Consider the following 21,178-nt stretch of genomic DNA (forward strand, 5'->3'; position numbering starts at 1 on the left):
CGGAGGCCAAGCCCCCTGCCGACCGCTCCCTCGCGGCGCCGGGTTCGGCAGGAACGTAACAAGGATGAAAGAGAGCGGAAAGACCTTGCGGCAATTTTCTGCAAGAGCGGGGGATCGTTACATCCGCGTGTCCTGAGAGTTGCCATTACATCGCTTGACGGAGGCCATTTCCGCCGCCCTGGGCACCTGCGGCAGACTTCCGCAACACCCCTCGCAAGCTCTTGCAAGGCTGTTATTTTGGTCCTCCGAGCACCGCCACCACGCGCCCACACCCACGTTGACCTCGTTAGTTGTACGTCCCCCCCGCATCCGGACCGTACGAGAGGGACCACCTATGACCCACGAACTCGCTTCCGCCGTCGCCCTGCCCGGCCCCGCGGCAGCCGAGGGTCCGCGTTCTGCAAGCTCTTCCACCCAGGGCGTTGGCTGGTGGCGCGATGCCGTCATCTACCAGGTGTACGTGCGCTCCTTCGCCGACAGTGACGGTGACGGCGTCGGGGATCTGCGCGGGGCCACCCGGCGTCTGCCTCATCTCGCCGAGCTGGGCATCGACGCCGTATGGCTCACGCCCTTCTACGCCTCGCCGCAGGCCGACGGCGGCTACGACGTCGCCGACTACCGGGCCGTGGACCCGCTCTTCGGGGATCTCGCCGACGCCGACGATCTCGTCCGCACCGCCCACACGCTGGGCCTGAAGGTGATCGTGGACATCGTCCCGAACCACACGTCGGACCAGCACCCGTGGTTCCGGGCCGCGCTCGCGGACCACGACGGGGGTGCGGCCCGCGAGCGCTACCACTTCCGGCCCGGCAGGGGCACCGCCGGTGAGCTGCCGCCGAACGACTGGGAGTCGGTCTTCGGCGGCCCAGCCTGGACCCGCACTCCGGACGGTGCGTGGTTCCTCCACCTCTTCGCGCCCGAGCAGCCCGACCTCAACTGGGAGAACGAGGAGGTGCACGAGGAGTTCGAGTCTGTGCTGCGCTTCTGGCTGGACCTCGGCGTCGACGGCTTCCGTATCGATGTCGCGCACGGCATGGTCAAGGCGGTCGGCCTGCCGGACATCGGCCACAAGGAACAGGCCAGGCTGATCGGCGCCCAGAAACTGCCCTTCTTCGACCAGGACGGGGTGCACGAGATCCACCGCTCCTGGCGCAGGCTCCTCGACTCCTACCCCGGCGACCGGATCGGCGTCGCCGAGGCCTGGGCCCCCGGCCCGGACCGGCTCGCACTGTACGTACGCCCCGACGAACTGCACCAGGCCTTCAACTTCCAGTTCCTGCGGTGCCCTTGGGATCCCGAGGAAATGCGCAGTGTGATCGATGAGTCACTGACCGCCACCGCCTCGGTAGGGGCGACCACCACCTGGGTGCTGTCCAACCACGACGTGGTCCGTCACACCACCCGCTACGGCGGCGGGCAGCAGGGGCTGCGCCGGGCCCGCGCGGCCGCGCTGCTCATGCTCGCGCTGCCCGGTTCGACGTACATCTATCAGGGCGAGGAGCTCGGCCTGCCCGAGGTCACCGATCTGCCGAGCGATGTGCGCCAGGACCCCGCCTTCCTCCGCGCGGCGGGGCAGGACGGCTTCCGCGACGGCTGCCGGGTGCCGATCCCCTGGTCCGGCGAGGAACCGCCGTACGGCTTCGGCCCCGGATCCAGCTGGCTGCCCCAGCCGGACAGCTGGCGGGAGCTGTCCGTGGCGGCCCAGACCGGCGACCCGTACTCGACGCTCGAGCTCTACCGCTCGGCGCTGGCGCTCCGCCGTGAGCTGCCGGGCGGCCCGATGCGGTGGCTGCCGGGCCCCGAAGGGCTGCTCGCCCTGTCCCGCCCGGGCCTGGCCTGCACCCTCAACACCACCGGATCGGTGATCGAAGTGCCCCTGCCGGGACGGCTGCTGCTCTCCTCCGGGACCATGGAGCCGACGGGTGACACAGCCCGTATTCCGGCTGATTGCTGTGCGTGGTGGGCAATCTGACGTGCGACCGGTACAGTCCAATCCTGTGACCGCACGGCTTGCCGACATCGCAGCCCAGGCGGGGGTCAGCGAAGCCACAGTCAGCCGCGTGCTCAACGGCAAGCCCGGTGTGGCCGCGGCAACCCGCGAATCCGTACTCGCCGCGCTCGATGTGCTCGGATATGAGCGCCCGGTGCGCCTGCGACAGCGCAGCGCCGGCCTGGTCGGCCTCATAACGCCGGAGCTGGACAACCCGATCTTCCCGGCACTCGCGCAGGTCATCGGCCAGGCACTGACCCGGCAGGGCTACACCCCGGTCCTGGCCACCCAGACCCCGGGCGGCTCCACCGAGGACGAGCTCACCGAAATGCTGGTGGACCGTGGCGTCTCCGGGATCATCTTCGTCTCGGGCCTGCACGCGGACACCACGGCCGACATGCAGCGCTACGACCAGCTGCGCGGGCAGGGTGTCCCCTATGTCCTGCTGGGCGGCTTCTCGTCCAAGGTGAAGGCCCCTTTCGTCTCGCCCGACGACCGGGCCGCGATGCACCTCGCGGTGACCCATCTCGCCTCACTCGGCCACACCCGGATCGGCCTGGCGGTCGGCCCGAAGCGCTTCGTTCCCGTGCTGCGGAAGATCGAGGGCTTCCAGCAGGCAATGGAGAATCAACTCGGCCTCGCCCCCGAGGAGTCCGAAGAGCTCATACAGCACTCCCTCTACACACTGGAAGGCGGTCAGGCCGCGGCAAGCGCCCTGATCGGGCTCGGGTGCACCGCCGTGGTCTGCGCGAGCGACATGATGGCGCTCGGAGCGATCCGGGCCGCCCGTGGGCAGGGTCTGGAGGTGCCGCGGGATGTATCCGTGGTGGGCTTCGACGACTCTCCGCTCATAGCGTTCACGGACCCGCCGCTGACCACCATCCGGCAGCCGGTGCAGGCCATGGGTCAGGCAGCCGTCCGAACGCTCCTGGAGGAGATCGGCGGCACCCCTGCCCCGCACAGCGAGTTCGTTTTCATGCCTGAGCTGGTGGTTCGCGGTTCAACGGCTTCCGGACCCGGAGCCGCCGGGCGTACCTGAGTGTCCTCAAGGCGTAGCGGATGCGTCGGGAACTCAACCAGGGGATGATCGGTCGGGGGACGGCATCTGGCAGACTCTCGTCCCATGGGTGAAACGACCGTGAAGACTATGGAAAGCCGGACGGCTGCCCCGTCACCCATGGTGGACGAGGCCGCCGAAGCGCCAGCCCGTACGCGACTGCACACGCTACGGTCGCCCCGCCGCCCGCGGATCTGGTTCGAAGTCCTGCTGATCGCGGTCAGTTACTGGACATACTCGCTGGTCCGCAACGCTGTGCCGGAGCAGAAGGCGCAGGCACTGCGCAACGCCGACTGGATCTGGAATGCCGAGCACTCGCTCGGCATCGCGGTGGAGCAGACGGTCAACCACGCCGTGAATTCCGTGACATGGCTGATCGTTTCGATGAACTACTACTACGCCACCTTGCACTTCATTGTGACGATCGGTGTGCTGGTGTGGCTCTACCGCTGGCATCCGGGCCGTTATGCGGCTGCCCGTTCTGCCCTCTTCGCCACGACAGGTGTGGCTCTGGTCGGTTATTACCTGTATCCGCTCGCACCGCCCCGGTTGATGGACGGCCACGACTTCATCGATACGGTCCTGGTCCACCACACCTGGGGTTCGATGGCCTCGGGCAACCTCAAGAACATGTCGAACCAGTACGCGGCGATGCCGTCGATGCACATCGGCTGGTCGCTCTGGTGCGGCCTGATCATTTGCGCTCTGGCTGCCGCGCCCTGGGTGAAGATCCTCGGCATCCTCTATCCGACGGCGACGCTGGTCGTCATCGTGGCCACGGCGAACCACTTCTGGCTGGACGCGGTGGGCGGCATGATCTGTCTGGCGTTCGGCTTCGCGGTCTCGTACGCCTGGTACCGGACGCTGCCGCATCAGCTGCCACAGCTGGTGGAGAAGAACGACACCCTGGGCCGGCCGCTACCCCGCTTCAGCCCCGGGCTGAAAACCCCGGGCTGAAAACAAGCCCTACCGGCGATTGAGGAGCGCGGCGCGGTACCGGGCCCGCACAAGCCCTACCGGGCCAGAACAAGCCCCTCCGGCGATTGAGGAGCGGGGTTCGGGGCGTGGCCCCGACAGGGGCCCCGGGAACTCCACCCCGGCGCCCCTCTACGCCCCGTAGAACAGCACCTCCACCACGGCCCGCGCCCTGCGCGTAATCCGGCGGTAGTCGTCCAGCATGTCGCCCACATGCCCCGGGCCATAACCCAAGTACCGCCCCACCGCCGCCAGTTCGCGGCCGCCCGACGGAAACGTGTCGCCCGCCCGGCCGCGCACCAGCATCACGCCGTTACGCACCCGCGTCGCCAGCACCCACGCCTCGTCCAGGATCTGCGCGTCCTCCGTGGAGATGAGCCCCGCCGCGTGCGTGGCCGCCAGCGCCTCCCGGGTGCGGGTCGTGCGCAGGCCCGGTTCCGCCCAGCCGTGGCGCATCTGGAACAGCTGGACCGTCCATTCCACATCGCTCAGCCCGCCGCGGCCCAGCTTGGTGTGGAGCGTGGGATCCGCGCCGCGGGGAAGTCGTTCGGACTCCATCCGGGCCTTCAGCCGGCGGATCTCGAGTACGGCGTCGTCGCCGAGGCCCTCCGCCGGATAGCGCAGCGGATCGACCAGATCGATGAAGCGCCGGCCCAGATCCGCGTCGCCCGCCATCGGCTCCGCCCGCAGCAGCGCCTGGCTCTCCCACACCAGCGACCAGCGCCGGTAGTAGGCCTCGTAGGAGGCGAGCGTGCGGACCACGGGGCCGCTCTTGCCCTCGGGACGCAGATCCGCGTCGATCAGCAACGGCGGGTCCGCGGTGGGCAGCTCAAGCAGCCTGCGCATCTCTTCGACGACTCTGTTCGCGGCCCGCGTCGCCTCCTGCTCGTCCTCGCCCTCACGCGGCTCGTGGACAAAGAGCACATCCGCGTCGGAGCCGTAGCTCTGCTCGTGGCCGCCGAAGCGGCCCATGCCGATGACCGCGAACCGCGTCGGCAGCGCGTCGCCCCACTGCGCGCGCACAGCGGCCCTCAGCGCGCCCGAGATCGTCGCGGCGTTCAGGTCGGTGACCGCGTTCCCGACCCGGTCCACGAGCTCGCCGGGGTCGGCCTCGGCCGGGCTGTCCTCGGTGCCGTACGAACCGATCAGATCCGCCGCGGCGGTACGGAACAGCTCCCGTCGGCGTACACCACGGGCCGCGGCGACCGCGGCCTCCGCCGTGTCCGCGCGCCCGACGGCCGCCAGGACCTCCTGCTCGAGCGCCTCCCTGCCGCGCGGCGCGAGGCCCTCCGGGTCGCCCAGCAGGGCCACCGCCTCCGGGGCCCGCAGCAGCAGGTCCGGGGCGAGCCGCCCGGCGGACAGCACGCGCGCCAGATTCTCGGCGGCCGCGCCCTCGTCCCGCAGCAGCCGCAGATACCAGGGGGTCTTGCCGAGCGCGTCGGACACCTTGCGGAAGCCGAGCAGACCGGCGTCCGGGTCGGCCGAGTCGGCGAACCAGCCGAGCAGCACCGGCAGCAGGGTCCGCTGGATCGCGGCCTTGCGGGTCACACCCGATGACAGGGCCTCCAGATGGCGCAGTGCGGCGCCGGGATCGGCGTAACCCAGCGCCTCGAGCCGCTGCCGCGCCGCCTCCGGGCTGAGCCGCGTCTCGCCGGGTGTGAGCTGGGCGACGGCGTCGAGCAGCGGCCGGTAGAACAGCTTCTCGTGCAGCCGTCGCACCACCGACGCATGCCGCTTCCATTCCTTGTTGAGCTCGGCGACCGGGTCCGTACGCAGGCCGAGCGAACGCCCGAGGCGGCGAAGATCGGCCTCGTCCTCCGGCACCAGATGCGTACGCCGCAGCCGGTACAGCTGGATGCGGTGCTCCATGGCGCGCAGGAAGCGGTACGCCTGGTCCAGCTGCGCGGCGTCGGCCCGGCCCACGTATCCGCCGTGCGCCAGCGCCCGCAGGGCCTCCAGCGTGGTGCCGCTGTGCAGTGTCGCGTCGCTGCGCCCATGCACCAGCTGCAGCAGCTGTACGGCGAACTCGACGTCCCGCAGACCTCCCGGGCCCAGCTTGAGCTCGCGTTCCACCTGGGCGACCGGAATGTTGTCGACGACACGGCGGCGCATCTTCTGCACGTCGCCGACGAAGTTCTCGCGTTCCGCGGCCTGCCACACCAGTGGTGAGACGCCTTCGATGTAGTCCTCGCCGAGCGCGAGGTCACCGGCGACCGGACGGGCCTTGAGCAGCGCCTGGAACTCCCAGGTCTTGGCCCAGCGCTGGTAGTACGCGAAATGGCTGGAGAGCGTACGGACCAGCGGGCCGTTGCGCCCTTCGGGCCGCAGATTGGCGTCGACCGGCCAGATGGTGCCCTCGACCGTTGTCTCGGAGCAGATCCGCATCAGATGGGAGGCCAGCCGGGTCGCGGCCTGGATGGCCTTGCTCTCGTCGGCGCCCTCCACCGGTTCGCCGACGAAGATGACGTCCACGTCTGAGACATAGTTCAGTTCGTGGCCGCCGCACTTGCCCATGGCGATGACGGCGAGCCGGCACTGCGCCGCGTCCGCGGGCGCGGCGCTGCGGGCCATGGCGAGGGCCGCCCGCAGCGTGGCCGTCGCCAGATCGGCCAGTTCGGCGGCGGTCTGGGCGACGTCGGTCGTACCGCACACATCGCGGGCCGCGATGGACAGCAGGCACCGCCGGTAGGCGATCCGCAGGGTGACCGGGTCGATGGCGTCGGCGAGGCCGCGTTCGAAGTCGGCGACGCCCGGGTGCAGATCGGTCGCCTCGTACGTGACGAGGGCCTGCCAGTCGCGCGGGTGGCGGGCCAGATGGTCGCCGAGCGCCTCGGAGGCGCCGAGCACTCCGAGCAGCCGGTCGCGCAGCGGTTTCGCGGTGATGAGGGTGTCGAGGAGGCTCTGGCGCTCGGCCGGGTCCTGCGCCTCCACCAGCCGTACGAGGCCGCGGAGCGCGAGGTCGGGGTCGGCGGTGGCCCCGAGCGCGTCGAGCAGCACCGGGTCCGTCCGAGCGGAGGACATGTCGGGGAGGTCGAGGAGACGTTCGGCGGCGGAGGGATCGGTGAAGCCGTGCCGCAGCAGTCGGGTGACGTTACTGCTCCTGCGCCCCGGCACCGTCATTCCGCGGTCTCCTGTCCTGCTTGCCCGGTCCTGCCTGCCTGCCCTGTCCTGCCTGCCCTGTTCCGGCCGGGCTCTGCGGTCCCGTACCGGCCGATCAAGGTCCGGATTCGAGCGTAGCCGCAGGGACGCGCGGGGGACCCCGGTGAGCCGCGGTGCGGATGAAGTGTGAGCCGCGGTGCGGGTGACGTGACATGAGACATGTTGTTCGGCCTTCGGGGCGAATGAACCGCATGCTCGATATTTCCGTCTTCTTGGCCGACCAGCACTGATCGCTCTCGATCACCGCTGGTCAGGACCCTTTGACCCCTTGAAAACCGAAGGCACAACCGCATGCTGTCGTCCGGGCCCCGCCGCTCCGCCCTGCTGTCCCGTCGTGGCCTGACGGCGACCTTGATCCTGGCTCCGCTCGTCGCCATCGCCTGCCTCTCCGGCGCCGAGGAGGCCACCTCCGACGCCCAGGAGAACGTGATCCCGGCGGCCCGTCCCGCGGGCGCTTCCGTGATGCAGATCGTCGCCCACCCGGACGACGACCTGTTCTTCATGAACCCGGACACCAGCCAGTCGGTCGGTGCCGGCCGCGCTCTGACGTCGGTGTACCTCACGGCGGGCGAAGCGGACGGCGTGAACGCCTCCAAAAGCGCTCCGGGCGGCGGCCCGTTGTCCGCGGACGCGCTCGCCAAGCTGCCCGCCGCCGACAAGGGCCGCTACGCGGAGGCCCGGCAGAACGGCATTCGCGCGGCCTACGCGGAGATGGCCACCGGCAACCGCACCAGCCCCTGGCAGCGCATCACGATCCCCACCGCCGGCGGCGGCACGGCCGAGCTCGACACCCTCAAGACGCGGCCCGAGGTCAACCTGGTGTGGGTGCAGCTGCACGAGGCCGGCTCGATCGCGGGCGACCGGCCGAAGAGCCTGCACGGTCTGTGGGACGGCCGGGTGGACACGCTCGGCTCGCAGCTCGCCTCCGGCGGCCCGGTCACCAAGCGCTTCGCGTACACCAGGGAAGAGGTCGTCGACACGGTCGCCGGTCTCCTCGAGCGGTTCCGCCCGACCCACGTCCGGATGCAGGACCCGACGCCGGGCCGCAACGCCACGTCGGGCAAGCTCACCGACCACCAGGACCACATGTACGCCGCGCGGTTCGTGCAGGCGGCGCTCACGCGGTACGCCGACTCACCCGGCCGTCCCGCCTTCAGCGTCCAGAACTATCTGGGCTACTTCACCAGCGGACTGCCGCGCACCCTCGACCCGGCCACCGCCGCGGCCAAGCTGCGCACGCTGAAGACGTACGCCTGGCTGGACGGCGAGGACCACTGCGGCGACAAGGCCGGTTGCGGCGACCGCAAGGTGGCCGCCCGCCCCGCCGGCCACGGCTGGGCGCAGTCCGTCCGCTACACGCGCGGCGAGTCCACGTCCTGGGTGCAGCCGGGCAGGGACGGCGGGCTCTGGGCGTTCTCGGTGCTCGACACGCGGCTGGCGGTCTGGCACAGGGCGGCCGGGCCTGCCGGAGCCAAGGGCGCGTGGAGCGGTCCGAAGCTGCTGGCGGGCGGGGGCATCGACAGCGGAGTGACCTCGGCGAAGCTGCCTGATGGGCGGATCGCCGTGTTCGGCACCCGTACGACGCTGGGCGGCGGCCCGGAGGACTACCGCAGGGACGTCGTCACGACCGTGCAGCGCACACCGGACGGCGCGTTCGGGCCATGGCGCTCGCTCGGCACCCCCGAGCGCGACGACGCCTCCAAGACCTCCGACATCAGCGCCCCGGCGGTGACCGTGAACAGCGCCGGCCTGATGACCGTCCATCTGCGCAATGGAAGCCACTCGCTCAGCTCCACCGCCCAGCGGCCGGACGGCTCCTGGACGCCGTGGCAGGCGCGGGGCGGCCGGAATCTGCATGGCGACCCGGTCGCCGCGACCGACGCGACGGGCCGCCAGTACGTCTTCGTCAGCACCGCCCGCTCGGTCGTCTCCTTCATCCAGCCGGCGCCCGGCGCGCCGCTGACCGGCCCGACCGCGACCGGACTGCCGCCGACGACGCTCACGCTGAGCGCGGGCCGTGACGGCGACGGCGTACGGCTCTGGTTCCGCAAGCCCGGCTCGGGCGATGTCCGCACGGTCCGGTTCTCCGGCACCGGCGTCTCACCGGTCACGGAGCTGGGCGGCCTGGCGGGCTTCGGTCCGGTCAGCGCCTCGGGCCCGGACGACACCCTGCTCGCGGTCCGCTCCCGGACCGGGGTACCCGGCACGGCGCTGCTCGCACCGGCCGTCGCGGGGACCGGCAGAACGGGCGCGGCAGGCAGGTCGGCGCAGACCGGGCGGGCCCAGTGGCGGGCGGCCGGTTCGCTGTTCGCGGGCGCGCCGTCGGGGGTACCGGGCGGGGCGAAGAGCGCGGGTCTGGCGGCGGTGGGCCTGGACGGCCGCCTGTACTGGGCGCAGGCCGATGCCCGCGGTTCGCTGGCTTCCTGGACTCCGGTCGGCTGACCGATGAGTACGGGCGCGGGGCACGGTCTACACATTCGGTGACCCCGAATGCGAGAGGACCGCGCCATGCCCGAGAACGACCGTGTGAACAGCCCCGGAAACAACCCCGAGGACGAGCCCCAAGCCGAGCTGGACGCCCGGTACAGCGACGAGAAGGCCACCACTGCCGACTGGTCCCGGGCGGTTGAACGCCTGAGCGCCGCCGAGATCTTCTGGCTGTCGACCGTACGGCCCGACGGCCGTCCGCACGTCACCCCGCTGATCGCCGTATGGCACGACGGCGGGCTGCATTTCTGCACCGGCGCGGACGAGCGCAAAGCGAAGAACCTCCGCCACAATCAGGAGGTCGTCCTCACCACCGGCGCCAACGCCCTGAGCGAGGGCTACGACTTGGTGGTCGAGGGCGAGGCGGTGCGGGTGACCGACGAGACGCGACTGCGCGCGCTGGCCGGGGTGTACGTCGAGAAGTACGGCGAGGACTGGAAGTTCGAGGTCCGCGACGGCGTGTTCGTGGGCGGCGGCGGCCCGGCGCTGGTCTTCCGGGTCTCGCCGCGCACGGCGTTCGGCTTCAGCAAGGGCGACCCGTTCGGGCAGACCCGATGGCAGTTCGCGCAGTGAACTCGGCAGGTCTCCACCCAATCGATCTCAATCCAATCGGTCTCAGCTCAGTCGATCTCAATCCAATCGGTCTCAGCTCAATCGATCTCAGCGAGGGGAACACCACCGATGGAAATGACACTTGAAGTGATCATGGTCCCGTCCTCCGATCTCGACCGGTCGAAGACGTTTTACGAGGACGGCTGCGGCTTCAAGGTCGACCTCGACCAGGAGGTGGCCCCCGGCATCCGCATCATCCAGCTGACCCCGCCCGGCTCCCGCTGCTCGATCGCACTGACCAGCGGCATGCCCGACCGTCCGGGCCAGCAGGCCATGACCCCGGGCTCACTCCAGGGCCTCCAACTGTGCGTGACGGACATCGCCGCGGCCCACACCGCATTGACCGACCGGTCCGTGCCCGTCAGCGCGATCCAGCACGTGGGCCGAGGGGGCTGGGAGGACGGCCCGGGCGAGACATGGAACTCGTTCATGTTCTTCAAGGACCCGGACGGCAACGGCTGGGTGGTCCAGGAGGCCCCGGCACCACTCGCGGAACGCTGACTCAGGCGGCCAGGTCTCCGCGTGCGGCACAGCCGGGGCAGCATCCCGGTTCCGGAGCACGGAGGGCTCGGTCGCAGCGGTCGCCGTTACGGGACTCCAAGGACGTGGACGGCGCACAGCTCGCCCTCGCGCCGCGAGCATGCGCCGACTTCATTGCGTACACATCCAACCGCTGACAGAGGAGCCCCGTCCCGTAACACCCTGGTGAGAGCGAGAGCAGGTGGGTTCGACGAGTCCGAGCGGCTCGGCTGGGAACACCAGGTGCTCACGCGGCCGTTGAGGCTGGCATGATGACAGCCATGACCATATGCCGAAAGGCCGATGCCGCGTAGACGGCCTCGCGCTCTGCGCGCCGAACAGCCGCTGCCCCGCGTCTGGGGACCTGCCCCGCCCGCCCGAATCCATGGCCTCTCTGCCGACACGAGCGTGGCAGTACACCGTGTCGAGGGACTGAGCGACGACTACTACGTATCTCCGGGTTCCACCGATCGGGCATTGCGGCGGTATCGGGAGTTCCTCAGCCCACCAGGTCGACGCGCCCTGTACCCGCAGGACGCAGTGTGCCCATGCCGTGGCTGCTCCTTCGATGACGTCAGGCACGCACGCGACGTGCTCGAGGACGTCCTGGAGAAGTTGCCGGCGAGAGCACGTGCCGAATTCAAGCAACTCCTGGATCCGCTGGATGCGGCGTACTCGCGACGCACCCTGCCGGACCCGTTCGCCCGCCGCAGGAGGTGGCGCACGCAATTCTGGTGGCACCGCCGCCTCGCCGGCGGATGGGAGACAGCGTGAAACCCCGGTTCCCCGCCCGGGAGCCACCGCGCGGTTCAGCCGAGCGGCATGTCCAGCACGGCCTTGCGGTGGCTGAACGTCTCCAGCGAGTACTGGCCGTGGTAGTTGCCCATGCCGCTCTCGCCGACCCCTCCGAAGGGCAGACCGGACACCGTGAGATGGGCCATCGGGAGGCCGAACCCGACGCCGCCCGAGGAGGTCTCCGCCAGCAGCCGGTCGCGGGTCGCGGCGGATCCCGTGAACGCGTACAGCGCCAGCGGCTTGTCCCGGTCGTTGATGAACGCGATGGCCTCGTCGAGGCCGGCGACCTCCACGATCGGCAGAATCGGGCCGAAGATCTCCTCGGACATGACCGGGGAGTCCGGCGACACTCCGGCCAGTACGGTCGGGGCGAGATAGCGGCTCGCGCGGTCGTGCTCGCCCCCGACGACCGGACGGCCCGAGCCGAGGAGGCCGGTCAGCCGGTCGAAGTGCCGTTCGTTGACGATCCGCCCGTATTCGGGCGAGGCCGCCGGGTCATCGCCGTACGCCTGCTGCACAGCCGTCTCCAAGGCGTCCTCGAGCTTGCTCGCGGTCACCGGGTCGGTGAGCACATAGTCCGGGGCTACGCAGGTCTGGCCCGCGTTCACGAACTTCGTGGCTACGAGCCGGGAGGCCACCGTCTGCAGGTCCGCGCCCTGGTCGACGAACGCGGGCGACTTCCCGCCGAGTTCCAGAGTCACCGGGGTGAGGTGCTCGGCGGCCGCGCGCATCACGATGCGGCCCACGGTTCCGTTGCCGGTGTAGAAGATGTGGTCGAAGTGCTGCTCCAGCAGGGCGGTGGTCTCCGGGACGGCGCCTTCCACCACGGCAAGCGCGTCCCTGTCGACGAACCGCGGCAGCAGCTCGGCGATGACCCGGGAGGTGGCCGGAGCCAGCTCGCTCGGCTTGGCGACGACGCAGTTGCCCGCGGCGAGCGCGCCTACCACCGGCGCGAGCAGCAGGTGCGCCGGATAGTTCCAGGGCGCGATGACCAGTACGACACCCAACGGGTCCTGCACCGTCCATGCCGTCGCCGTACGCAGACGTTCGGGAACCTCGACGGGCTCGGGCCGCAGCCACTCCTCCAGCTGTTCCAGGGTGTGGTCGATCCCGCCCACGGTGGAGCCGATCTCGGTACGGGACACCTCGCGCTCGCTCTTGCCCAGGTCCGCACGGAGCGCGGCAGCGAACTCCTGACTGTGCTCGGTCAGCATGGTCCGCAGGCCGATCAGCTGCTCGGTACGCCAGGAGAGCGGCTTGGTACGCCCGGTGCGGAAGGTGGCACGCAGCCGGGCGACGACATCGGCGGGCTGTTCAGCGTGTGAGTGCACGACGGCTCCTCGATACGAATGTAGGTACATCTACCAACAGTGAGGCGCGGTACTTCGCGGTCGCCGAACAGATTTCGGCCGGCGTCGGGGCACCTCAATGGACAAGGCTGTAGCTCCGCCACGGCCTGGCGACGGGCGCGATGTTGTCGGACAACGTGGTTGCCACATACGTCGTCGTACCGCGGGAGCAGTTTTCGTTGGGGTACAGAACCATGTCCACCATGGTGTTGTTGACGACCCTGACCGCACCGGCGGGCCCGAGGCGGTGGCAGCCCGTGACCAGGGGATTCGACACCGTCACCACAAGGTTCTTCTCCGTGCTGTACGAGATGGTGCCCACCGCGTCGCGGCCGTGACCGGAACAGCCCGAGACGGCGAAGGTCAGGAGCACGGCCCCGGCGGCGACGCGGAGACGCCGGTGATCGGTCACGGACATGGGCGGTCCTCGTCTGTGCGGGAAAGTCCTGGTGAAGCCACCCTGCCGGTTTCCCGGGTGGGTGGCATCCGGGGAGCGGCCGGCCGGGCTACGGCGCCGCCGGGCCGCCGGGCGACGTGCCGCGTCCCCGCCACCCGAGCCCCGGGAGGGGCGCGCTAACACAAGGACCATTCCTGCCCGTTGAGTGATCAATGGCATGAGTGGCGTCTTGTGGACATCTATACAGAAAGCGGTTGTCCGCCCCGCTGACGCCCCGAGAGACTCATGGGCATACCCGCCGCAAGAGCGCGGGCATTCAGCTCGAGAACCAGTTGAGGGAATCACGCATGGCGTTACGCAAGCTGACCGCGTCGGTGTTCGCCGTCATGGCACTCGTCGCCGCAGCACTGATCGGACTCACCGGCACGGCCTCCGCCGCAAGCGGTATCAGCCACCAGGACTTCGCCGCCCAGGCGAAGCAGGCGGGGCTGACCGGCGCCCAGGCGAAGCAACTGCAGACCACGGTCGACGGCTACCTCACCACGGTGGGTGGGAAGCAGGTCGCCGCCAACAAGATCGAACTGGCGGGCAAGGGCGAGATCGTCGTCGCCGTACCCGGAGAGCGCTACGCCCGCGACCTGACCAGCGCGGCGGGCCCGAAGGCTGCCTGTCCGTACGAGAACTTCTGCATGTGGACCGGCACCAGCTTCACCGGCACCCAGTTCAACCTGTGGAAGTGCCAGACGTACGACCTTTCGAACTGGAACGGCCCCGGATCCTGGAGCAACAACCAGACCCCGGGCACCAGGGCCAGGTTCCTGGACCGCGGCTACAACACCATCTACACAACGCCCGGCGCGTACGCCAACAACGGCAATTACGACTGGGCCCCGGTCTGGCACGTCATCCCGTGCTAAAGGTCCCCTGAGACAACGCCGGCCAGAGGCGAACTGCCTCTGGCCCGGTACGTTGCTCTGTCGGCTGAGCGCCGCTGACCTGCCGCTACAGCACTGGCAGGTTCTTGGTCGTTGTTGGTCGCTGTGGGCCACCCTTCGACGGCCCAGAGACGGGTCGGATCGACGCTCACCATCGACCAGTCGATCCGGCCTTCCGCGTCGGGGTCGGCCAGGCCGCGCCGGACCCTTCGCGCCAGGCAACGGGGAGTTGTCAATGATTGTTGCCAGCCACTGCTCGACTGCCCAGGAGTTGATAAGCACACGGCTCCGGAGGCCCTTTGACTATTCCATGTTGCCGCAGGTCACGGTCTCGGGTGTGGCTGCCGACGAATCGAGGTTGGGTGAAGGACTGTCCGAGGGCGTCATTGCGGGATCTGGCCATCAAAGCTGGGGCCTGCTGCTTCCAGCTTGTCAATGACGCTGACTGTGACTACCGCATAGAGAACGTGCGGAATGATGTCTGAGACCCAGTCCGAGGTTGCCCAGGTCCGTGGATCCGTGATTCCCAAAAGAATAATCGGCGCATTTGTGGCAGTCAGGGCAAAGAGAGACGCAACGACATAGCGGGAAGCCTTCGTCGGAGGCCAACCAGCAGCCTGTGCCAATGACAGCGCCGCCCCCATGCCCAGCCCCACGGTGTATCCGGTCAAGGGGCCAAGGCCAGCGATCCGGTTCTCCAGGATCTGACCGTCCCCGGGGATCCGAATACGGAGCTTCGCAGCAAGGCTACGCACTGTGATCTCAGGTGCATCGCTGATGGGCCGGCCTCGAAGCGCGATGTCGGCATAGCCTGCGATATTGAGCGCGGTCGTACCGGCGAGTCCCGCAACAGCGCCGTGAAGAAGCGGCCGCATAACTCTGATCATGGGCGGTCCTCCTGCTGAGCAATCAATCTCGAGTCGGTGACCCGTACCCGGAGGCTGAGCTTCAAGAGTCCCATTTCCGTGGACGCTCCGCAGCACAGCACGTGTGAGTGGACGACGGCGGGACCAGTGGTAGGAGCGTCCGCAGAGCCCCGGTTCGGGGTGAACAACCGTCCCAGCCCGTCCTGATCGGATAGCGGTGGTGACTGCGTCCATGGTCTATGCCGGTGCGCTCGTGTGAAGCGCGTGCCGCACGGCCGCTGGGGGATGCGGCGTGGGATTGTCCTGCCTCGGTCTTTGACAGGTCTCACGCAGGTGATCGCAGAGGCCGACGATGCGAATCGTCGGCCTCTGCGCTTTAACGGACGGAAGAGACCGCCCTGACCTGGTCTTACAGCACCGGCAGGTTCTTCCGGAGCTCGAACGCGGTGACCTCGGAGCGGTACTCCTCCCACTCCTGCTTCTTGTTCCGCAGGAAGAAGTCGAAGACATGCTCGCCCAGCGTCTCGGCGACCAGCTCGCTGCGCTCCATCAGCGCGATCGCCTCGCCGAGGTTCTGCGGCAGCGGCTCGATGCCCATCGCCCGGCGCTCCGCGTCGGAGAGCGCCCACACATCGTCGTCCGCGCCGGCCGGGAGTTCGTAGCCCTCCTCGATGCCCTTGAGGCCCGCCGCCAGCAGGACCGCGTACGTCAGATAGGGGTTCGCGCCCGAGTCGATGGAGCGGACCTCGACCCGGGCCGAGCCGGTCTTGCCCGGCTTGTACATCGGAACGCGGATCAGGGCCGAGCGGTTGTTGTGGCCCCAGCAGATGTACGAGGGGGCCTCGCCGCCCGCGCCCGCGCTGCGGGCCGAGCCGCCCCAGATGCGCTTGTAGGAGTTCACCCACTGGTTGGTCACGGCCGAGATCTCCGCCGCGTGCTTGAGCAGGCCCGCGATGAAGGAGCGGCCGACCTTCGAGAGCTGGTACTCCGAGCCCGACTCGTAGAAGGCGTTCCGGTCGCCCTCGAAGAGTGAGAGGTGGGTGTGCATGCCGGAGCCCGGGTACTCGCTGAACGGCTTCGGCATGAAGGTCGCCTGCACGCCCTGCTCCAGCGCGACCTGCTTCATGACCAGGCGGAAGGTCATGACGTTGTCCGCGGTGGACAGCGCGTCCGCGTACCGCAGGTCGATCTCCTGCTGGCCCGGCGCGCCCTCGTGGTGGCTGAACTCCACGGAGATGCCCATGGATTCGAGCATGGTGATCGCCTGCCGGCGGAAGTCCATGCCGACGTTCTGCGGGGTGTGGTCGAAGTAGCCGGAGTTGTCCGCGGGGGTGGGGCGGGTGCCGTCGAGCGGCTTGCTCTTCAGCAGGAAGAACTCGATCTCCGGGTGGGTGTAGAAGGTGAAGCCCAGGTCGGAGGTCTTGGCGAGGATGCGCTTCAGTACGAAGCGCGGGTCGGCGAAGGACGGGGAACCGTCCGGCATCAGGATGTCGCAGAACATCCGAGCCGTGCCGGGCGCCTCGGCGCGCCACGGCAGGATCTGGAAGGTGCTCGGATCCGGCTTGGCGATCATGTCGGACTCGTAGACCCGTGCGAAGCCCTCGATCGCGGAGCCGTCGAAGCCGATGCCCTCGTCAAAGGCCTGCTCGAGCTCGGCGGGCGCCACCGCGACCGACTTCAGGAAGCCGAGCACATCGGTGAACCAGAGGCGCACGAAGCGGATGTCGCGCTCCTCGAGCGTACGGAGCACGAATTCCTGCTGCTTATCCATTTCCACCCATCCTTGCTGGTCAAGCCGCCTGCTCCGCACGAGCATGCCATCCAAGAGTTTCAGGCGCGTTGCGGCCCGCGTCCACTGCCCGCGCCGCCGGTGCCCGCTGTACCGGCAGTACCGACAGTGCCCATTGTGGGTCAGGACGTACCCCGAGACGACCCTGAGGCCCCCTTCGCTCCTTCCCCGCCACTTCCCGGGAGGTGGGGGAATGGCTGTTACCAGCCCCATATGAGGTGCGCAACGCCGCTGCCTACTACCATCTGCGGCCATGGGGGGTTCCCGGCTCAACCACATCGCGCGCACCGCGCGTCCCATGGCACTGCTGAGTGCCGTGACGACGCTCCTCAGCGCGCTCTTCATCTGTCTGAGCCCGTCGGCCCCCGCCCCGCACCACACCGCCCGTCCGGACGTCCCGACCGCGTACACCTGCCCGTACGACGACGGCGCCTGCGGTCTGCTGCCGCTGGTCAGCCCGGCCGTGCTCACCGCGCCACCGCTGGACTCCCCGCTCGAGGCCGGCGCACAGCCCCCGCATCTCGACCTGCCGGCTCCCACCGGCCGGCTGCCCCGCTCCGGGGCGCTCGCGCGCGCCCCGGACCTTCACGTTCTTCAAGTGCTGCGGACATAACAGGTCCCGCCTCCCCCAGCCCCTTGATCACCGCAGACTTCACGAAGGACGACAACCACCATGGCTTCCCGCAATAACGACCGCCGGGCCCGGATAGAAGAGATGCGCCGCGCCGAGCAGAGCCGCGAGCGCCGTAACCGCATCATCACGATCGGCATCAGCGCTGTCGTCGTCGCCGGTCTCGTCGGCTTCGGCGTCTTCGCGCTCAACAAGGAGTCGGACAAGAAGGAGCAGAAGGTCGCCGACGCCAAGGCTCCCATCACCGGCGAAAAGTCCTGGAACGCGAAGAAGCTCGGCCGCACCCATGTCACCAAAACGGTCACCTACCCGATGAAGCCGCCGGTCGGCGGCGACCACAACCAGGTGTGGATGAACTGCAACGGTGACGTCTACAAGGAGCCGATCCCGGACATGAACGCCGTGCACTCGCTGGAGCACGGCGCGGTCTGGGTGACGTACAACGACAAGGCTCCCGCGGCCGATGTGACCAAGCTCGGCGAGAAGGTCAAGAAGACCCCGTACACGCTGATGAGCCCGGTCAAGAACCAGTCCGGTGCGATCATGCTCAGCGCCTGGGGCAAGCAGGTCACCGTCGACAGTGCCGACGACCCGCGCGTGAACCAGTTCTTCACCAAGTACGTCCAGGGCACGCAGACCCCCGAGCCGGGCGCGGCGTGCACCAACGGTCTGGGTGCCAAGTGACGGGTATGACCCGTACGCACTGGGCGGCCATCACGGCGGTCGTGCTCGCGCTGCTCTTCGCGGGCGCCGCCACGGTGGCCTCCGCGGGCGGCAGCGGCAATGAAGGCGCCACGTCCCGTACGCCGTCGGCGGCTTCGGCGGACGCCGGCTTCGCGCGCGACATGTCGGTCCATCATCAGCAGGCGGTGGAGATGTCCTTCATCGTCCGGGACCGTACGAAGGACGACGAGGTGCGCCGCCTCGCGTACGACATCGCCAACACCCAGGCCAACCAGCGCGGGATGATGCTGGGCTGGCTGGATCTGTGGGGGCTGCCGAAGGTCTCCACGGACAGCGAGCCGATGGCGTGGATGATGCCGGACATGAAAGGCGGTCACGCCGCGCACTCCGGGCATCAGGCCAAGGACGGCTCGCTGATGCCGGGCATGGCGACCAATACCGACCTGGGGCGGCTCGGCAAGGCCAGTGGCAGGCAGGCCGAGATCGAATATCTCCAGCTGATGATCATCCACCACAACGGCGGCATCTCGATGGCCGAGGGCTGTGTGAAGCTCTGCACCGTGGATACGGAGCGGGATCTCGCCCAGGGCATGGTGGACGCCCAGCGCTCGGAGGTCGGCCTGATGGTCGATCTGCTGCACAAGCGGGGCGCCGAGGTCCGTACCTGAGGACCTGAAGATCCCGGTGCCGGGGCCTGAGAGTCCCGGCCGCGCTCAGCCGTCCGTCCTGGTCAGCCGCCAGGCGATCCGGGGCGGACGGATGGCGGCGCAGAGCGGCATGCCCTGCCCGTCCGTCAGCCCGAGGCAGGTTTCCACGGCGCCGCCGGCCAGGGCCTCTTCCGGCAGTTCCGCGAGGAAGACCTTGGCCCGGCGGAACATCGCGAAGGTGCCGCCCGGCGGCAGCTCACCCCAGGTCAGATAGATGAAGCGCTCGCCACGACGCCCCTGGACGTACGGGCCGCGGAAGTCGGCCGTTCCATCGGGCGCGGTGACGGTCTCGACGGGGATCTCGAATACCGCATCGGCCGCGTCGGCGGACACCAGCTGGTCGGGATCCCTGCCGCGTTGCGTGCCCACATGGATATGGCGGTATTCGCCGCAGGCGCTGCCGGGCAGCTCATGGCCCGTGATGCGCAGGGTCAGCCGTGCCATGCCAGAGGGCCCCTTTCACCGGACCGAGCGGGTCTACGCGAGCGGCTGGGACGCCGAACCGGAGCCGTCCCGGGTGGCCCGGACGGCTCGCCCGGCTCGCCCGGCTCGCGAACCGTAGCTGTCCAGGACCGCCCGGGCCACCGCCTCCGGACGGTCCAGCATCATCAGATGGCCCGCCGGTTCGACCGCTTCGAAGCGGCCGCCGAGCTGCCGGGCCAGTGCGCGCTGCCGCTCCAGCCAGCGCGCCCCGCCGGCCGTCGCCCCGGCCGTCGCGGCGAGGACGGTGACCGGGAGGTCCGGTATGGCGTGGCGCTCGCGCAGGGCGAGGAGCCCGGCGGCGACGGCGCGGTAGTGAGTGTTCTCCAGCAGGGCGCCCTGCAGCACCCGGGAGGTGGCGTAGCGGCGGCGTACGAGAGCGGCGGGGGCCGGGTCGCCACCGGCGGTGCGGGAGAGGCGGATCATGGCGCGGCGGGTGAACGGCCCGAGGGCCGCGGGCATTCCGGCGGCGGCGAGCGCGGTGCCGAGCGTACGGGCGGCAGCGGTGCGCAGTGCGGGTGCGGCGGGCACGCGCGCGTGCTCCTCGACGCTGGAGTCGACGAGGACAACGGCCGCGGTACGGGCGGGGTGGAGGCGGGCGAAGGCCTCGGCGTGGAACCCGGCGATCGAGTGCCCGACGACGGTCGCGGGCCCGTCCTGGCCGGGCCCGTCCAGGCCGAGGGTGTCGAGGACGCCCGCGATGCGATGAGCCTCCCCAGCGGCGGAGGGCGGTACGGCGGCCGGGCCGCTCAGCCCGTGTCCGGGCCGGTCGAAACGGACGACGGTGCGGTGCGGTGCGAGCAGCGGCACGACCGGGTCCCAGTCGAACCAGCTCATCGCGAGGCCCGCGCTCAGTACGCAGACCGGGCCGCTGCCTTCGACGACCACATGGTGCGGTACGCCGCCCACTCGTACAAAGGTCACCGTCGCTCCTTCGCCCCCTCCCGCGCCAGGGACAGCGCGAGCACCGTCGGCCAGCCTGCCACGAGGACCACGTGGAGCCATTACCCGCCCCCGTGACCAAGTGCGGCGGCCTGCCTGGAAGGTGGCGTCGGCGGAGGGTCCGGGCGATGGCGAGCACTCCCGGCAGAGCGACGCAGACACTTCCGGACATTATGGGCTAATAGTTGGAGGCGAGAGGGCGGGTCGCACGTTGACGCATACCGGGTGGGGGTAGCGTGCGGGCCATGGCGATCGGTCTGCGTGCGCGGTTCGGGCAGCCGCTGCTGTTCGTGGCGCTGCTGTTCGGGATCGCCACGATGCACACGGCGGGACGCCCGGTGCCGGTGCACGGTGACGTTGCGCAGAAGCACGCGGCCCCGTCCCCGGCGCAGGAACACACGGTCCCGACCTCGGCAGTGGGGCATACCCTCTCGTCCTCGGCGGTGGACATGGCGCTCCCTGGGCGCCACCACACCGCCGGTCCCGTGAGCCTGCAGAACGCCGGACCGGACCTCCCGGGCATAGGCATGGACCTGATGACGCTGTGCCTCGCCGCGCTGGACACCTTCACCTTCGTCCTGCTGACGGCGGGGCTGCTGCGGACCGACCCCGTCGCTCTGCTCGCGGCCTGGCACGCCCGGATACTCCGTGCGCTGTGGCCCAACCCGCCTCTCCGAAAGACCCTCCTCGCCAGGCTGTCGGTGCTGCGGATCTAGAAATGCGCCCGGCTGCCTGGGAACCTCCGCGCTCCGAGCGGTGTACCAGAAGCAGCAGACGCGCCCATCTGCCACGCATCACCACACA

The 21,178-nt window shown here is 69.6% G+C and carries 19 protein-coding genes; 12 read left to right on the top strand and 7 right to left on the bottom strand.

Annotation, left to right across the window (positions count from 1 at the left end; genetic code table 11):
- The first annotated feature begins 334 nt into the window (after window positions 1-334).
- The 3 genes from AB0D12_RS01410 to AB0D12_RS01420 all read left to right on the top strand — a co-directional run bounded on the left by AB0D12_RS01410 (window position 335) and on the right by AB0D12_RS01420 (window position 4,004).
- Entirely contained in the window at window positions 335-1,972 is a 1,638-nt protein-coding gene (locus AB0D12_RS01410; protein WP_362675815.1) for an alpha-amylase family glycosyl hydrolase, read from the top strand.
- 25 nt (window positions 1,973-1,997) lie between these two features.
- Window positions 1,998-3,029 carry a LacI family DNA-binding transcriptional regulator gene (locus AB0D12_RS01415; protein WP_327323195.1) on the top strand — a complete coding sequence of 344 codons (1,032 nt, stop codon included), beginning with the start codon at window positions 1,998-2,000 and terminating at the stop codon, window positions 3,027-3,029.
- Between the two features lie 84 nt (window positions 3,030-3,113).
- Window positions 3,114-4,004 carry a phosphatase PAP2 family protein gene (locus AB0D12_RS01420; RefSeq protein ID WP_362675818.1) on the top strand — a complete coding sequence of 297 codons (891 nt, stop codon included), beginning with the start codon at window positions 3,114-3,116 and terminating at the stop codon, window positions 4,002-4,004.
- A 150-nt stretch (window positions 4,005-4,154) separates the two neighbouring features.
- Here AB0D12_RS01420 and AB0D12_RS01425 read toward each other — a convergent pair whose 3' ends face one another.
- Window positions 4,155-7,142, bottom strand: a complete 2,988-nt coding sequence (locus AB0D12_RS01425) for a bifunctional [glutamine synthetase] adenylyltransferase/[glutamine synthetase]-adenylyl-L-tyrosine phosphorylase (RefSeq protein ID WP_362675821.1) — start codon at window positions 7,140-7,142, stop codon at window positions 4,155-4,157.
- 330 nt (window positions 7,143-7,472) lie between these two features.
- Here AB0D12_RS01425 and AB0D12_RS01430 point away from each other — a divergent pair, with 330 nt between their 5' ends.
- The 4 genes from AB0D12_RS01430 (at window position 7,473) to AB0D12_RS01445 (ending at window position 11,573) form a co-directional block, all read left to right on the top strand.
- Window positions 7,473-9,623 carry a PIG-L family deacetylase gene (locus tag AB0D12_RS01430; protein ID WP_362675823.1) on the top strand — a complete coding sequence of 717 codons (2,151 nt, stop codon included), beginning with the start codon at window positions 7,473-7,475 and terminating at the stop codon, window positions 9,621-9,623.
- 66 nt (window positions 9,624-9,689) lie between these two features.
- On the top strand, window positions 9,690-10,241 hold the full coding sequence (locus AB0D12_RS01435; RefSeq protein ID WP_362675826.1) for a pyridoxamine 5'-phosphate oxidase family protein: 552 nt from the start codon (window positions 9,690-9,692) through the stop codon (window positions 10,239-10,241).
- A 108-nt stretch (window positions 10,242-10,349) separates the two neighbouring features.
- A complete protein-coding gene (locus tag AB0D12_RS01440) occupies window positions 10,350-10,781 on the top strand; it encodes a VOC family protein (protein ID WP_362675829.1) in 432 nt (143 codons plus the stop codon).
- 609 nt (window positions 10,782-11,390) lie between these two features.
- A complete protein-coding gene (locus AB0D12_RS01445) occupies window positions 11,391-11,573 on the top strand; it encodes a hypothetical protein (protein ID WP_362675832.1) in 183 nt (60 codons plus the stop codon).
- Window positions 11,574-11,608: 35 nt separating this feature from the next.
- Here the strand turns inward: AB0D12_RS01445 and AB0D12_RS01450 are convergent, their stop codons facing one another.
- Together AB0D12_RS01450 and AB0D12_RS01455 are read right to left on the bottom strand one after the other, a co-directional pair.
- Window positions 11,609-12,955 carry an aldehyde dehydrogenase family protein gene (locus AB0D12_RS01450; protein WP_362675835.1) on the bottom strand — a complete coding sequence of 449 codons (1,347 nt, stop codon included), beginning with the start codon at window positions 12,953-12,955 and terminating at the stop codon, window positions 11,609-11,611.
- A gap of 64 nt (window positions 12,956-13,019) precedes the next feature.
- Window positions 13,020-13,361 (bottom strand): hypothetical protein, encoded by a 342-nt coding sequence (locus AB0D12_RS01455; RefSeq protein ID WP_362675838.1) that lies wholly within the window; start codon window positions 13,359-13,361, stop codon window positions 13,020-13,022.
- 326 nt (window positions 13,362-13,687) lie between these two features.
- Between AB0D12_RS01455 and AB0D12_RS01460 the strand changes: the two genes are divergently transcribed.
- Window positions 13,688-14,257: a hypothetical protein gene (locus tag AB0D12_RS01460; RefSeq protein WP_362675841.1), complete on the top strand. Its 570-nt coding sequence runs from the start codon at window positions 13,688-13,690 to the stop codon at window positions 14,255-14,257.
- A gap of 401 nt (window positions 14,258-14,658) precedes the next feature.
- Here the strand turns inward: AB0D12_RS01460 and AB0D12_RS01465 are convergent, their stop codons facing one another.
- Entirely contained in the window at window positions 14,659-15,162 is a 504-nt protein-coding gene (locus AB0D12_RS01465) for a hypothetical protein (RefSeq protein ID WP_362675844.1), read from the bottom strand.
- A gap of 388 nt (window positions 15,163-15,550) precedes the next feature.
- Window positions 15,551-16,912, bottom strand: coding sequence for a glutamine synthetase family protein (locus tag AB0D12_RS01470; protein ID WP_327323208.1), 1,362 nt, complete (start codon window positions 16,910-16,912; stop codon window positions 15,551-15,553).
- Between the two features lie 271 nt (window positions 16,913-17,183).
- On the opposite strand from AB0D12_RS01470, the gene AB0D12_RS01475 reads away from it, so the two are divergent.
- Genes AB0D12_RS01475 through AB0D12_RS01485 form a run of 3 tightly spaced genes read left to right on the top strand, consistent with a single transcriptional unit; the run spans window position 17,184 to window position 18,913 of the window.
- A complete protein-coding gene (locus tag AB0D12_RS01475) occupies window positions 17,184-17,543 on the top strand; it encodes a hypothetical protein (RefSeq protein ID WP_362675847.1) in 360 nt (119 codons plus the stop codon).
- Between the two features lie 60 nt (window positions 17,544-17,603).
- The gene (locus AB0D12_RS01480) at window positions 17,604-18,245 is read left to right on the top strand and encodes a DUF3105 domain-containing protein (RefSeq protein ID WP_362675849.1); all 642 of its coding nucleotides are present in this window, start codon (window positions 17,604-17,606) and stop codon (window positions 18,243-18,245) included.
- 5 nt (window positions 18,246-18,250) lie between these two features.
- Window positions 18,251-18,913 carry a DUF305 domain-containing protein gene (locus tag AB0D12_RS01485; protein ID WP_362675852.1) on the top strand — a complete coding sequence of 221 codons (663 nt, stop codon included), beginning with the start codon at window positions 18,251-18,253 and terminating at the stop codon, window positions 18,911-18,913.
- 45 nt (window positions 18,914-18,958) lie between these two features.
- Here the strand turns inward: AB0D12_RS01485 and AB0D12_RS01490 are convergent, their stop codons facing one another.
- Together AB0D12_RS01490 and AB0D12_RS01495 are read right to left on the bottom strand one after the other, a co-directional pair.
- Window positions 18,959-19,396 (bottom strand): DUF5990 family protein, encoded by a 438-nt coding sequence (locus tag AB0D12_RS01490; RefSeq protein WP_362675855.1) that lies wholly within the window; start codon window positions 19,394-19,396, stop codon window positions 18,959-18,961.
- Between the two features lie 33 nt (window positions 19,397-19,429).
- Window positions 19,430-20,356, bottom strand: a complete 927-nt coding sequence (locus AB0D12_RS01495) for an alpha/beta hydrolase (RefSeq protein ID WP_362675858.1) — start codon at window positions 20,354-20,356, stop codon at window positions 19,430-19,432.
- Between the two features lie 263 nt (window positions 20,357-20,619).
- On the opposite strand from AB0D12_RS01495, the gene AB0D12_RS01500 reads away from it, so the two are divergent.
- On the top strand, window positions 20,620-21,090 hold the full coding sequence (locus tag AB0D12_RS01500; protein ID WP_362675861.1) for a hypothetical protein: 471 nt from the start codon (window positions 20,620-20,622) through the stop codon (window positions 21,088-21,090).
- Window positions 21,091-21,178 lie beyond the last annotated feature (88 nt).

Source organism: Streptomyces sp. NPDC048479 (genome assembly GCF_040651435.1).
GTDB lineage: Bacteria > Actinomycetota > Actinomycetes > Streptomycetales > Streptomycetaceae > Streptomyces.